The following is a 14,426-nucleotide window of genomic DNA, read 5'->3' on the forward strand; positions in this document are numbered from 1 at the left end:
CTACTAGCTTGTGCTGTTGTATTTATAGTTTCAAGTTTATCTGCATCTATAGAGCTTCCACTGCTAGCACTTGCAGAAAATTGTTTTGATTTTCCATAAATGTGAATACCTGCTCCGCTTGATGATGAACTTGAAATATTGTCTGCATTTACATAAATTTTTATATAGCTGCCACTGCTAGAGTCTAAATTTAAACTTTTTGTGTCTATAGTGTTTTCAGTTTTAACAGCTGCACCACTTGAAGTTTCAATTTTTGTAATATTGTTGGCGGTTACATACACATTTTTACTTGAGGCTTTGTATACATTCTTATCAAAGTATATTTTTAATTGATTGTTTTTTACTTCGGTTCTTAAAATATCTAGAATGTTTTCATCGGCTTCTACTTTTAGGGATGTTGAATTGCCTTGCGTTAAATACACTTGAATTCCTTGTTGAACTATTATTTCACTAAAGTTTGAACTAATAGTTCTATCTTCTGATACTACCTCGCCATTTCCTTTAATACCTCCTAAAACATCCATAAAACAAGATGTTGTAGTTACTAAAAGCAGTAAAAGTGTTGTTAATTTAATAAGTGTTTTCATAATTTAAGTTGTTTTAGTTATTCAAAAGTATTTTGAAACCTTTGTTTTTACCAATTTATTTTGATGAGTTGTATTATTTTAATGATGAATTGTAATTTATTAATTAATAGAGATAACAGGTTTGTCAAAATTTACTTCAACATTTTCATCATTCACTTTTACTTTCAACCCTTTTTCATCTAATTTTAAGTTGAAACTTCCGTTTTTTTCTTTATAATCTTCACCAAAAATAGTTTCATTACAATCTAAACATTCTAGTCCATTTTCTGTCATTTTGAAATAATTTTTAGGCATATCTCTATCATGAATATTTTGAACATTGTCTATATCATTTAAAAAACTTCGGGTTGAATTATCTAAATATACTATAGTGTTTACTGGCAGATATAAAGTAATATCAACAGACTGTTCTTTAAATTTATTTTTGAAATCGGTTAAAAAGTATCCGTTTAAAAGTAAATTTTTATCGGTTAAATTAAATTGATATTCAATGGCTTCTGCATCTTTGTTTGCAGCTAATCTGTTATTTCCTTCAGACTCCTTTCTTATTTTTACAAATGCAGTTTCTTTATCAGTAGTTTTAATGTGTACATAAACTCTGGTTGAATATAATTTTTGAATATCATTATCATATACGCTTTCATATCCGTAATTTCTTCTAAGTTCTTTTTTAGTTGATAGGTTTTCATCGCCTAACATTTTTATTCGAAGTGTATCAACAGAGGTTGTTAAAATATCTTCCGTTTGGTTGTAAACACCGTCATATGCTTTTTGCGTGGCATAATTTATTCCTGCAAAACCAAGTCCCAATAAAGCAATAATCCAAACACCTAAAAGAGATAATTTTGTGGTAGTACTAAACGATTTTATATTGCTTGATAAAATTTTTAATCCTAACATAAATAAGATAAAAAAAGGTATTCCTATAGCTAAAAACATAAAAATTGCAAGTAACCAATAAGGGATAATTGAATCGTAGAAAAATGGAGGATAATGTACATAATCATTTCCAAAGCCTAACATTTCAATACTTCCCCAAGAAAATGCTCCAAATATTAAGGCAATTAGAGTTATGGCAGCAATAAATATTAAAAGTGCCCCAATAAATTTTCCTAGTATGTTAAAAATAGTAGTTAGTAGTTTACCTAAAGTTTCTATAATTTCTTGTACACCACTTTTAGCTCTGTTTTCTACATTTCTTTTAAATTCAGGGTTTGTAACTTTTTCTGCAGCACTGTTAACACCATCTTTTACGCGAGAAGATACGTCTTGAAATTCTTCTCTTATTTTACGTTCAATGTTGCTAATATTCACAGGTTCACCTTTCATTTGTAATTTTTCGGCAGTTGTTTCTGCTTGCGGAATTAAAATCCATAAAATAATATAAACTAAAATTCCAGTTCCAAAGAAAAACACCAAAACAAGCCATAAAATTCTTACCCAAAGTGTATCAATTCCAAAATAGTGACCTAAACCAGCGCAAACTCCACCTAAAAATTTGTCTTCACTGTCTCTAAATAATTTTTTTGAAGGCGAGCTTGATCTGTTTGCTTGTTGGTCTTCAAAAAGTTCTTCGTCAACTAAATAATCTTCAGGTTTACCCATTATTTTGGTAATTTCATCAATATCAGCTTCGTTAATAACCTGGCGCTCGTTTTTAATTCTTTCAGAAAGTAATTCACCAATTCGCAATTCAATATCATTTAAAATTTCATCTCTTCCTTGTGGATCATCACTTAAAGATTTTCTAATAGCATCTAAATAATGTTTTAGTTTTTGATAAGCTAATTCATCAATATGAAAGAAGATGCCTCCTAAATTTATGTTTATTGTTTTGTTCATTTTTCAGTTGATTTATTGTTGGTTACTATATTTACGGCTTCAACAAGCTCGCTCCAAGTAGTGTTAAGTTCGTTTAAAAATAATCGTCCGGTTTCAGTTAAATCGTAGTATTTTCTTGGTGGACCGGAAGTAGATTCTTCCCATCTGTATTCTAATAAACCTGCATTTTTTAGTCGTGTTAATAAAGGATAAACGGTTCCTTCAACAACTAATAATTTTGCATCTTTCAGTTGCGACAAAATTTCAGAAGTATACGCGTCTCCATGTTGTAATATGGAAAGTATGCAGTATTCTAAAACTCCTTTTCGCATTTGTGCTTTTGTATTTTCTATCTTCATAAGTTGATATTTTATTTTTCAAATGCTATTTAACAAATTCTATGGTGTAAGGGTAATTATAATATTCTCCATTTGTAGCTTTTATACTGGCAGAAATTATCAAAACTATTTTTAATACAACAGCTGGTAGTATTCCTAATAATACCGCAATTAGGCCAATTCCTAAAGTTAAAATGGTGATTGGAATAATTAATAATGCCAGTAAAAAACAATAAAATAAAATACTTAATTGAAAATTTACCGCTGCTTTGCCATGAGAATTAATGTAAGAGCTCTCATTTTTTTTTGCAGTCCATAAAATTAGCGGGGCTATTATATTTCCAAAAGGAAAAATCCAACCTGCAAATCCACTTAAGTGCGTTAGTGTACTGTAATTTTTATCGTTTTGCGTTACCATAATTAGTTGTTTTAGTATTCTACTATGCAAATATATGTATAAAAGATAGTAATATGCAAAGCATAGTACTAAAAATTAACATTTCATTAACAGAAAAAGGCTGTAAAGTAAGAATTAATATTTATTAAAAAATGTTTTGAATTAGAGTAATATTTGTATATTTGGTACTTAAAAACAAATGAATGGTTTGAAAAAATAAATAAATGGATTTGATTTTTAAGATAAACTATTAATTTTGAATAAATAAATACTATGCCCCACAATAATTTAGTAAAGAATTTATCCGAATTGGAATTACAAACGTTGGTTAAATCTCAACAAGAAGAACTAAATTCTTTAAGAGAAAAGTATGAACATTGTAAAATTTGGTTTGATAATTCTATTGATGGTTACTACAGAAGTTCTTTAGAAGGTAAATTTATTGAAGCTAATTTATCATTAATAACAATGATGGGGTATGGCTCTAAAGAAGAATTTTTAAATATTGATATTAAATCTGAACTATACTTTACTACTAAAGATAGAGATGAAGTTATTGAACAGTCTGAAAGTGATATACGGAAGATTCATAAAGTGAGACGAAAAGATGGATCTCCTATTTGGGTAGAAGATTATGTGAGAAAGATATTTGATAACAATGGTAAATTTTTATTTTATGAAGGTATTATTAGAGATGTTACAGAGGTTGAAAAATCAAAAAGGGTTCAAAAGGTTCTTTTAAAAATTTCTCAAAAAGGATATAAGGTTGACCATTTAAGAGAACTAAATGAATTTATTAGAATTGAATTAGGGAAACTTATTGATACAACTAATTTTTATATCGCTTTTTATAATGAAAAAGAGCAAACTCTAAATATTCCATTTATGACTGGTGAAGATTTTGAAGGAGATTTTCCTGCTGAGAAATCTATGACTGGGTATTTAATTAAAAAAAATGAACCAGTTCTTGTAAAATCGCAAGAATTTGAAAAATTAATTGAAACAGGAGAAATAGAACTTTTAGGGGCCTTTCCAAAAGTTTGGTTGGGTGTTCCATTGCGCGTTAATAATAAAGTTATTGGTGCCATTGTTGTGCAAAGTTATGAAGATGAAAATGCTTATAGCATTGAAGATATTGAGCTTCTTAATTTTATTTCATCTCAAATAAGCATTATTGTTCAGCGTAAAAAAGTTATTCAAGAGAATGCAATTTCAAAACAAGTTTTAAGAAAAGTACTAGATAATATTCCAATAAAAGTATTTTGGAAAGATTTAGATTCTAAGTTTTTAGGTGTAAATGCTGCTTCAATAAAAGAAAAGAATTTTAAAAATGAAAATGATGTAATTGGAAAAACAGATTTTGACTTTTATGACAAAAAATGGGCTCAAAAATACCGTAATGATGAGTTAGAAATTATGAAATCTGGAGTTCCAAAATTAAATTACATTGAAACTCAAGTTGTAAACGGTGAAGAGCGTTCATACAAATCAAGCAAACTACCTTTTTATGATGCAAAAAATAAAATAATAGGAATTATTGGTACATCTGAGGATATAACAGAAAAGTTAGATAATGAAAATAAGTTAAAAAATATAACTAATGAAATATCGCTTGCAAAAGAAGTATTAAGAAAAGTGCTTGATAATATTCCAATAAAGGTTTTTTGGAAAAATAAAGAATCAAAATTTTTAGGATGTAATGAAGCTTTTTTAAAAGATAATTCATTTACAAATGAAGAAGAAATTATTGGTAAGTCAGATTTTGATTTTAATGATAGAATTGATGCAGAAAAATATAGAAGCGATGATGTTGCAATAATGTTAAGCGGAAATCCTAAATTAAATTATCAACAGTCTTATATAAGAAATGGAGAAGAAAGATGGACAAGAACTAGTAAGCTACCTTTTTTTGATGAAGAAAAAAATGTAATTGGAGTAATAGGAACATCAGAAGATATTACCGAACGATTAGAAAATGAGAAAAAACTAAAAAAAGCTACAGAAGAAGCCATTGCCGCAAATTTATCAAAATCTACTTTTCTTGCCAATATGAGTCATGAAATTAGAACTCCTATGAATGCTATTTTGGGGTATTCTCAGCTTTTGCAAGAAGATGATAATTTAACAAACGAACAACAAGAAAATTTAAAAACCATTAATAAAAGTGGAGAACATTTATTGGCTTTAATAAATGATATTTTAGATATGTCAAAAATTGAAGCCGGAAGAGTAGATGTTAATTTAACTAATTTTGATTTTATTGAACTTTTAAAAGAAGTAGAACAACTTTTTAAAAACAAGGCAACAAGCAAAAACTTAGATTTAGATTTTAAAGTTGGTTTAAGTGTTCCAAAATTAATGTTAGCAGATGAATCTAAAATTAAACAAGTAATTATAAACTTATTAGGGAACGCTATTAAATTCACAAATAGTGGATATGTACATGTTGTTGTTGAAAATATAAATAATCAGTTATTAAAAGTTGATGTAAGAGATAGCGGTTGTGGAATTGATATAGAAGATCAGTTAGCAATATTTAAACCATTTGAACAAGCCAAAACTGGTAGTGAAGTTATAGGTGGAACAGGTTTAGGTTTAGCAATTAGTAGAAAGTTTGCAAATTTAATGGGTGGCGATATAACTATTGAAAGCGCTCCAAAAGTAGGCTCTGTATTTACGTTTACATTTAAATTTGAACAAGGAAACGAACTAAAAACAATTGACCAAGTTAAGGCGCGTAAAGTAATATCGCTTGTGCCAGAGATGCAAGGATTAAAATTGGCAATTGTTGATGACCGTTTTGAAAACAGAGATATTTTATACAAAAAACTTCAACCTATGGGGTTTGATTTAAAAATGGCAGAGAATGGTTTAGAAGCTGTTGAGCTCTACAAAACTTGGAAACCAGATATAATTTTAATGGATGTGGTTATGCCTATTATGAGTGGAGTAGAGGCAACACGTAAAATATTTGAAATTGCAGGAAATCATCCAGTTAAAATATTTATTGTAAGTGCAAGCGCTTTGGAGTCTGAACAAAAAGAAGTAATGGAAATTGGCGCCACAGTATTTATTAAAAAACCTGTAATTTTTAACACATTAATAACTGAACTTAGTGATAAAGGAAATGTAAAGTTCATATATGAAAACGAAAAGAAAATTGTAGAAGCTAAAGAAGAAGAAGGTTCTATTACTGAAATTTCAAATAATGTTAAAAATCAATTTATAGAAGCGGCATCAAAAGGAGATTTTCTTTTATTACAAGAGTTGCTAGTTGAATTAAAAAATAACACATCAAAATCTTTTAAAGATTTAGAAAATTGCATTGAAGAATTAGAATTTGAAGAATTAATTAACTTATTAAAATCCTAATACTATGGCTAATAAAGAAAATACAATATTAATTGTTGATGATAATTCCAACAATTTAAAGGTGGTAGCGGGTGTTTTAAAAGGTGAAGGATATGAATTTAGAATGGCAAAAAGCGGGGCGCAAGCACTTAGTATTCTTGAAATATCAAAACCTGATTTAATTTTGTTAGACATTCAAATGCCTGAAATGGATGGTTTTGAAACTTGTAAAAGAATAAAACAAAACAATGAGTTTGCAAGTATTCCTATTATTTTTTTAACAGCAAATACTGATGCCGAAAGTATCTCTAAAGCTTTTAAATCAGGAGGTGTAGATTTTATAACAAAACCTTTTAATAGTGATGAATTGTTAGCCAGAATAGCAACTCACATACAGTTAAAGACGCAAAAAGAAGCCCTTGAATATGAAATTAAAACAAAAAATAAATTTTTCTCTATAATATCTCATGATTTAAAAAATCCACTTACTACAGTTATTGGTTTTGCAGAATTATTAGATACTAAGTTTGATGAGATAGATGAAGATAAAATCAAAAAATTTATTCATTATATCCACGAATCTTCAAAATTTTCTGTTGAAATTCTAGAAGATTTATTAACCTGGTCTCGAATTCAAGGTGGTACACTAAAATCGGAAAGAACAAAATGTAATTTAAGTAGTTTGTTAAATAGTAATATTGAAGGGCATATTCCTCAAGCAATTGCAAAAAACATAAATTTAAAGTATGATTTTGATCAAAATTTACCAGTTTGTGCAGATGAAAATATGATTTCAACAGTAATAAGAAACCTAATCTCAAACGCAATTAAATTTACCCCAATGGGAGGTGAAATATTTGTTTCTTCAAAAGAAAAAATTATAAATGATATTAAGGTAATTGAAACCGAAATTTCAGATACAGGTGTTGGAATGAGCTACGAACAAATAAACAAATTGTTTAAAATTGAAAATAACGTAAACTCAAAAGGAACAAATAATGAAACCGGTACAGGTTTAGGGCTTGTACTATGTAAAGAGTTTTTATCTCAAAATGATGGAGAAATTCGAGTAGAAAGCGAATTAAAGGTAGGAAGTAAGTTTATTTTTAATTTAGCTGTCTCTGCCTAATTAATAAAATTTTAAAATAGGAAAAACTAAATTCTTTTTTTTAAATTAACCTCAAATTATTAAATATGCAGGTTACCGTAAAAAAAATGAATACCTTTTTGATGTTCAAATTACCATCAGCATTTATTTGTGGGGTAAAATTAAAGGAACTAGATAGTCAAAAAGCAGTTGTTTCAGTAAAACATAAATGGATAAATCAAAATCCGTTTAACTCAATGTATTTTGCAGTACAGTCTATGGCTGCAGAATTATCTACAGGCGCCATTGTTATTAAAAAAATAAAAGAGAGTAATAAAAAAATCTCAATGTTGGTAACAAATCACCAAGGCGCTTTTACCAAAAAAGCAGTTGGTTTAATAAAATTCACGTGTACTGATGGATTTTTAATTGATGAAGCTTTAAAGAAAACCATTGAAACTGGTGAAGGACAAACCATAATTATGAAATCTATTGGAATTAATGAACAAGGAGAACAGGTGTCTAAGTATGAATTTGAATGGAGTGTAAAATTAAAATCACAATAAATTATGAATGCACATGAAATAGATTACCATATATATGGTGAAGAAATGCAATTTGTTGAAATAGAATTAGATCCAAACGAAGGTGTTGTTGCAGAAGCTGGCAGCTTTATGATGATGAATGATGGCATTAAAATGGATACTATTTTTGGAGACGGATCAAACCAAGATGAAGGTGTTTTGGGAAAACTTTTTTCTGCTGGTAAACGATTGCTCACCGGTGAAAGTTTATTTATGACAATTTTTTCAAATATTGGAGTTGGGAAAAAGCAAGTTTCATTTGCAGCTCCATATCCAGGAAAAATTATTCCAATAGATTTAAGTGAAATTGGTGGTAAATTTATTTGTCAGAAAGATGCATTTTTATGTGCAGCCAAAGGAGTTTCAGTAGGAATTGAGTTTTCTAAACGTTTAGGTAGAGGTTTGTTTGGCGGGGAAGGATTTATTATGGAAAAGTTGGAAGGAGATGGTTTAGCTTTTGTACATGCAGGAGGAACTATGAGTAAAAAAGTGTTACAAGCAGGTGAAATTTTAAAGGTTGATACTGGCTGTATTGTTGGTTTTACAAAAGATGTAGATTATGATATTGAATTTGTAGGTGGCATTAAAAATACTGTTTTTGGTGGTGAAGGATTATTTTTTGCAACACTAAAAGGTCCGGGAACCATTTATGTTCAGTCGTTGCCATTTAGTAGGTTGGCCGGAAGAGTATTGGCGTTAGCCCCTCAAACAGGTAATAAAACTAGAGGTGAAGGAAGTGTTTTAGGTGGTTTAGGAAGAATACTAGATGGAGATAATAGTTAGTTGCTAAAAAATAAAATTATAAACAAAAAAAACAAGGTTCATCACCTTGTTTTTTTGTTTCTTTTAAAAAGTTTTATAGTATTAATTTGCCTTTAAATAGGTAGCTACTTCAATTTTAACTTCGCTCCAAGTTTTAGAAATTCCATCTTCGCCCATATGTAGCTCTGCACAAACTGTATTTAAAGCAGTAATTGCTGCTTGCGCTTTCCAATTGTCTAAATCCATAACGGCTTCAATAGTTACCATTTGATCGCTAATTACATAGGTAATTGGCATAGATTGGGTTATGCCGTTCATAGTAATATCTGCAGTTCCTGATGTTTCATTTAACATATGAAGTTCACCATTAATAGTTGCAGTGTTTTCCATAGTTCCAAAAAAGAATTTTTTAAGTTTATTATCTCTTATAGTATCATTGGTAAATAAACTACTAACAGGAATGCTAAATTTTAAATTATTTAAAACTTCTTGTGCGCTATTTCCTACTTTAAGGCTATCTAAAATTACCGATTTAAATTCTCCTTTTACAGGAGTTTTGCTGGTGGTTTTATACGCTGTCCATTTAATAGATGTTAATCTTGAATCAATAGAATAGGCAGCATTTTTGTTTTCTTCAATTTTTTTAGGTGTTTCTTTACAGGAAAATAAAGAAACAGTTAAAATAAAAACACAACTTAAAAGGATTAATTTTTTCATAATTATTTTAAATATTTATTTACAAGTTCAATATATTTTTGTTTTGCCTCTTTTTCGGTTAAATGGTTAAGTTGGAACCAAGCATTTAATTTAAAGGCATTTCTTAATTCAATATCTCCAGAAGGTTCTTCGTAATTATTTCCTTTTAAAGCCTGTTTGTAATAGGCATAAAATTGTAGCATTATGTCTGGTGGTAATTTAATTTTTGTTGTTGCAGCAATGTTATATGCTTCTTCAAATTCTTTGTCTAAAGCCGATTTCATAAATGTAAAAAAATAAATTTATAGCATTGCAATAATCTGCTCTCCGCCTTTAACCTTATCATTTAATTTAACGTTAATTTTTGCATTTAACGGTAAAAATAAATCTACTCTAGATCCAAATTTAATAAAACCAGCGTCAGTTCCTTGAACAACTTCCATTTCTGGTTTGGCATAATTTACAATTCTTTTTGCCAAAGCACCAGCAATTTGTCTATATAAAACTTCACCAATTGTTTTATTTTCAACAACAATAGTAGTTCTTTCATTTTCTTCAGATGCTTTTGGGTGCCAAGCAACTAAGTATTTTCCTGGGTGATATTTGCTAAATTTTATTTTTCCGCTAATAGGATATCTGGTAACATGTACATTTATAGGAGACATAAAAATAGAAACTTGCAAACGCTTATCCTTAAAGTATTCTTTCTCAAAAACTTCCTCTATAACTACAACTTTCCCATCAACAGGTGCAATTACTGCATTATCATTTAATTGGGTATTTCTTTTTGGGTTTCTGAAAAATTGTAAAATAATTATATAAAACAAGAGTAAAGATATAGACAAAACCTTGTTAAGCCAATTTATGGAAATAAAGCTATCAACTAAAATGATGCCTATTCCAACTATAAAAGTTGCTATTACTATTATTTTATAACCTTCTTTATGAAACATAATTTATTGTATAATTTGTAAGTAAATAAAAATAAAGGGAGCTGCAAAAATAACGCTATCAAACCTATCTAAAAAACCTCCATGTCCTGGAATAAAATTACTACTGTCTTTTACGCCAGCTTGTCTTTTAAACATAGATTCAATTAAATCACCTAATACTCCAAATATACTAACAATTCCGGCAATTACAACCCATTGAGTAATAGAATGCGTTGTAAATTGGTTTGCAATAATAAAACTTGCAATAAAGGTTGCAACCATTCCGCCAATAAATCCCTCAATAGTTTTGTTTGGAGAAATACGCTCTAGTAGTTTATGTTTGCCAAAATTTTTACCCACAATAAATGCAAAAGTATCATTGGTCCAAATTAACACAAAAACGCCTAAAATGGTTGAGTTAACGTAGTTAAACGTTGCATTTAAAAATGGAATTTGTACTATTAATGTAAATGGAACTACAATATATATAATAGTTAAAAATATTTTTCCTAAATGACTTATAACTTCTTCTTTTTTTGCAAAAAGAATGGATGCAAAAGACATAAATATTGTTAAAAAAAGTGCAACTCCAACATATTCAAAAATCATAATTGAAGGTAAATCTTCAACATTTAATATGTTTCCAAATACAAAAACTAAGGTTCCAATAATATAAGGAAAAATACTTTTTAGGCCTATCATTTTTTTGAATTCATATAAGCAGAAAAGCATTAGTATAAAAAATAAACTAATAAATGATATTTTACTATATAGAATGCAAAAAATTAAAACACTTACAAAAACAAACCCTGAAAGTGCGCGTTTAAAAAGTTTTCTCATAAGTTATAAATCTTCAAAGAGCAATAGATATAAGTTTTTAGCATTGCTATTACCATAACTCATAAAGTCATTTTCAGCTTCCTCAAAATTTGGATTGTAATTTTTTATTGCACTTATATTATTAGGTATATTTCCTGAATAACGCGTTTTTATACCGGTTAAACTTTCTCCTTTACTTTTTACTAGCTGGCTTGTTGTAGCGTATACTATAAAATTTTCAGAAAGTTCAGGTATTTTGAATTCTTTTATTTGATTTGAAGAAAACAATATACTACCGTTTTCTGCAATTAAATGCTCACACGATGTAAAAAGCGGATATTGATTACTAAACCTTTCAACCGTTTTTACATTTATTGTTTTTACAAGTTTTATCAAATCAGTATCATTACAAATAATTGTATCCCAAGAATTCTCTTGAGCTATATTTGCTAAATGCTGTGTAACTTCTTGTAAAGAAGTGCAATACAAAAACTTTCCGCTATTTTTAATAAAATTTTGGACGAATATTTGGTCTAATGACAAGTTTTGAACTTCTAAAGACTCGTCTTCAGGTTCAGGTTGTTTTGGGGTGTTAAAAAATTTTTTGAAAAAACTCATTATTTATTTTGAATAATTTCAAAATTATAAAAAACTTATCAATTTATTCAACAGTTTCTGATGAATTTTCAGTTTTAGACGAATCTTCTGAATGAATTACTTCTTTATCAAAAGGTCTCTTTCCAAAAATGACTTCTAAATCATTTTTAAAAATAACTTCTTTCTCCAATAAAAGCTCAGCAAGCGTAATTAATTTGTCTTTATTATCACTTAAAATTTGAATTGCTCTTTGATATTGTGTTTCAATAATTTCAGAAATTTCTTTATCAATAGTTTGTGCAGTTTCCTCGCTGTACGGTTTTGTAAAACTATATTCTGATTGTCCAGAAGAATCATAGTAGGTTATGTTTCCAATTTTATCATTTAAGCCATAAATTGTAACCATAGCTCTTGCTTGACGTGTAATTTTTTCAAGATCATTTAAAGCACCTGTTGAAATTTTATCAAACATTAATTTTTCGGCAGCTCTACCTGCTAAAGTAGCACACATTTCATCTAACATTTGTTCTGCTTGCACTATTTGACGCTCCTCTGGTAAATACCATGCAGCACCTAACGATTGACCACGAGGTACAATAGTAACTTTTACTAATGGTGCAGCGTGTTCTAACATCCAACTTGCAGTTGCGTGTCCAGCTTCGTGAAACGCAATTGTTTTCTTTTCACGCGGTGAAATAATTTTATTTTTCTTTTCTAAACCACCAACAATTCTATCAACTGCATCTAAAAAATCTTGATGATGTACTGCTTTTTTACCTTTTCTTGCGGCAATTAATGCAGCTTCATTACATAAATTAGCAATATCCGCACCCGAAAAACCAGGAGTTTGTTGCGATAAAAATTCAATGTCTGCGTCTTTATCTAACTTTATTGGTTTTAAATGTACTTTAAATATTTCGGCACGTTCTTTTAAATCTGGTAAATCAACATAAATTTGACGGTCAAATCTTCCGGCTCTCATTAAGGCTTTATCCAAAACATCTGCACGGTTTGTTGCAGCAATAACAATTACATTGGTGTCGGTTCCAAAACCGTCCATTTCAGTTAATAACTGGTTTAATGTGTTTTCGCGTTCATCATTTCCGCCTGTCATATTATTTTTTCCTCTAGCACGTCCAATAGCATCTATCTCATCAATAAAAATAATAGAAGGAGATTTTTGTTGTGCTTGTTTAAATAAATCACGTACTCTAGAGGCTCCAACACCTACAAACATTTCAACAAAATCTGAACCAGATAATGAGAAAAATGGTACGCCAGCTTCACCAGCAACGGCTTTAGCTAATAAAGTTTTACCTGTTCCAGGAGGCCCAACTAGTAAAGCTCCTTTAGGTATTTTTCCACCTAATGAAGTATATTTATCAGGGCTTTTTAAAAAGTCTACAATTTCTTGTACTTCTTCTTTTGCTCCTTCTAATCCTGCAACGTCTTTAAAGGATGTTTTTACTTTCTGATTTTCATCAAATAATTTAGCTTTAGATTTACCAATACTAAAAATTTGTCCACCTCCGCCTGATCCTCCGCCAGACATTCTTCTCATAAAATAAATCCATAAACCAATTAAAAATATAAATGGCAGGTACATGAATATTTGTTCTAAGAAGTTGGTTTTTTCAATATTTGTTGTGTCAAAATCTAAACTATTTGCAACTTTGTCAGTACTTAATTCTTTTTCAAAATTTTGAAGGTCACCAAAGTCATAGTAATACATTGGAGAGTTACTAGAATATATTGAACTTACATTTTTTTTGTGCTTTTCTTTATCTAAAGCTTCTTTTTTTATGTAAATATTTGCAATATCTTTATTAACTATTACAATTTTATCGATGTCGTTTTCAAGTAAAATGGTTTTGAACTCATTTTGACTTAAATTTTTAGACGACATGCTTTCGCTACTAAATAACTGATATCCAATTATTAAAGCAAATAAAATCCCGTAAATCCAATAAAAATTAAATTTAGGAGCTTTAATTTTATTATTTGATGTATTCTTGTTTTCCTGACTCATTTAGTTTTTTTTAGAAGTTTTTAAACTTTAAGCAATTTGGGTAATTTTTGCATCACCCCATAAACTCTCAATATCGTAATATTCACGAATTCTTTTTTGGAAAACGTGCACAACAATATTTACGTAATCAATTAAAATCCATTCAGCCATTCCTTCGCCTTCTACATGCCAAGGTTTTTCTTTCGCTAATTTACCAACTTGTTTTTGAATACTACCAGAGATAGCATTTACATGTGTGTTTGAAGTTCCAGAACAGATTATAAAATAATCACAAACGGTATTTTCAATTTCTCTCAAATCTAATATTTGAACATCCACTCCTTTTAATTCATCAATAGCTTTTATTATTACTGCTATTTGATCGTCTGCGCTTATATTTTTTTTACTCATTAAATTTATTTTAGTTTTGCTGCAAAGTTATTATTT

15 protein-coding genes are annotated in these 14,426 nt (G+C 29.0%); 4 read left to right on the plus strand and 11 right to left on the minus strand.

Annotation, left to right across the window (positions count from 1 at the left end):
• From ABY298_RS04240 to ABY298_RS04255, 4 genes are all read right to left on the minus strand, one after another.
• Positions 1-587 (minus strand): head GIN domain-containing protein (locus tag ABY298_RS04240; RefSeq protein ID WP_372744760.1); only part of this gene is annotated, 587 nt, incomplete at its 3' end.
• A gap of 99 nt (positions 588-686) precedes the next feature.
• Positions 687-2,429, minus strand: coding sequence for a PspC domain-containing protein (locus tag ABY298_RS04245; RefSeq protein ID WP_372744761.1), 1,743 nt, complete (start codon positions 2,427-2,429; stop codon positions 687-689).
• Positions 2,426-2,767 carry a PadR family transcriptional regulator gene (locus ABY298_RS04250; protein WP_372744762.1) on the minus strand — a complete coding sequence of 114 codons (342 nt, stop codon included), beginning with the start codon at positions 2,765-2,767 and terminating at the stop codon, positions 2,426-2,428. The genes ABY298_RS04245 and ABY298_RS04250 overlap by 4 nt, the downstream gene beginning before the upstream one ends.
• A gap of 25 nt (positions 2,768-2,792) precedes the next feature.
• Positions 2,793-3,164 carry a DUF4870 domain-containing protein gene (locus tag ABY298_RS04255; RefSeq protein ID WP_372744763.1) on the minus strand — a complete coding sequence of 124 codons (372 nt, stop codon included), beginning with the start codon at positions 3,162-3,164 and terminating at the stop codon, positions 2,793-2,795.
• A 252-nt stretch (positions 3,165-3,416) separates the two neighbouring features.
• Here ABY298_RS04255 and ABY298_RS04260 point away from each other — a divergent pair, with 252 nt between their 5' ends.
• The 4 genes from ABY298_RS04260 to ABY298_RS04275 all read left to right on the plus strand — a co-directional run bounded on the left by ABY298_RS04260 (position 3,417) and on the right by ABY298_RS04275 (position 8,948).
• Entirely contained in the window at positions 3,417-6,515 is a 3,099-nt protein-coding gene (locus tag ABY298_RS04260) for a PAS domain-containing protein (RefSeq protein WP_372744764.1), read from the plus strand.
• Between the two features lie 4 nt (positions 6,516-6,519).
• Positions 6,520-7,623, plus strand: a complete 1,104-nt coding sequence (locus ABY298_RS04265) for a response regulator (RefSeq protein ID WP_372744765.1) — start codon at positions 6,520-6,522, stop codon at positions 7,621-7,623.
• 65 nt (positions 7,624-7,688) lie between these two features.
• The gene (locus ABY298_RS04270; RefSeq protein WP_372744766.1) at positions 7,689-8,147 is read left to right on the plus strand and encodes a DUF4442 domain-containing protein; all 459 of its coding nucleotides are present in this window, start codon (positions 7,689-7,691) and stop codon (positions 8,145-8,147) included.
• Between the two features lie 3 nt (positions 8,148-8,150).
• Positions 8,151-8,948 carry a TIGR00266 family protein gene (locus tag ABY298_RS04275; RefSeq protein ID WP_372744767.1) on the plus strand — a complete coding sequence of 266 codons (798 nt, stop codon included), beginning with the start codon at positions 8,151-8,153 and terminating at the stop codon, positions 8,946-8,948.
• A gap of 81 nt (positions 8,949-9,029) precedes the next feature.
• Here the strand turns inward: ABY298_RS04275 and ABY298_RS04280 are convergent, their stop codons facing one another.
• Genes ABY298_RS04280 through rsfS form a run of 7 tightly spaced genes read right to left on the minus strand, consistent with a single transcriptional unit; the run spans position 9,030 to position 14,390 of the window.
• Positions 9,030-9,644, minus strand: a complete 615-nt coding sequence (locus ABY298_RS04280; protein WP_372744768.1) for a YceI family protein — start codon at positions 9,642-9,644, stop codon at positions 9,030-9,032.
• Positions 9,645-9,646: 2 nt separating this feature from the next.
• On the minus strand, positions 9,647-9,907 hold the full coding sequence (locus tag ABY298_RS04285) for an acyl-CoA-binding protein (protein ID WP_372744769.1): 261 nt from the start codon (positions 9,905-9,907) through the stop codon (positions 9,647-9,649).
• 18 nt (positions 9,908-9,925) lie between these two features.
• A complete protein-coding gene (locus tag ABY298_RS04290; protein ID WP_372744770.1) occupies positions 9,926-10,576 on the minus strand; it encodes a phosphatidylserine decarboxylase family protein in 651 nt (216 codons plus the stop codon).
• 3 nt (positions 10,577-10,579) lie between these two features.
• On the minus strand, positions 10,580-11,395 hold the full coding sequence (locus tag ABY298_RS04295) for a phosphatidate cytidylyltransferase (protein WP_372744771.1): 816 nt from the start codon (positions 11,393-11,395) through the stop codon (positions 10,580-10,582).
• Between the two features lie 3 nt (positions 11,396-11,398).
• A complete protein-coding gene (locus ABY298_RS04300; protein ID WP_372744772.1) occupies positions 11,399-11,992 on the minus strand; it encodes a hypothetical protein in 594 nt (197 codons plus the stop codon).
• Between the two features lie 43 nt (positions 11,993-12,035).
• Complete coding sequence (ftsH, locus tag ABY298_RS04305) at positions 12,036-14,000, minus strand: ATP-dependent zinc metalloprotease FtsH (RefSeq protein WP_372744773.1); 1,965 nt, start codon at positions 13,998-14,000, stop codon at positions 12,036-12,038.
• A 27-nt stretch (positions 14,001-14,027) separates the two neighbouring features.
• Entirely contained in the window at positions 14,028-14,390 is a 363-nt protein-coding gene (rsfS, locus tag ABY298_RS04310) for a ribosome silencing factor (protein ID WP_372744774.1), read from the minus strand.
• Positions 14,391-14,426: the final 36 nt, after the last annotated feature.

This window comes from Lutibacter sp., assembly GCF_041596795.1.
GTDB lineage: Bacteria > Bacteroidota > Bacteroidia > Flavobacteriales > Flavobacteriaceae > Lutibacter.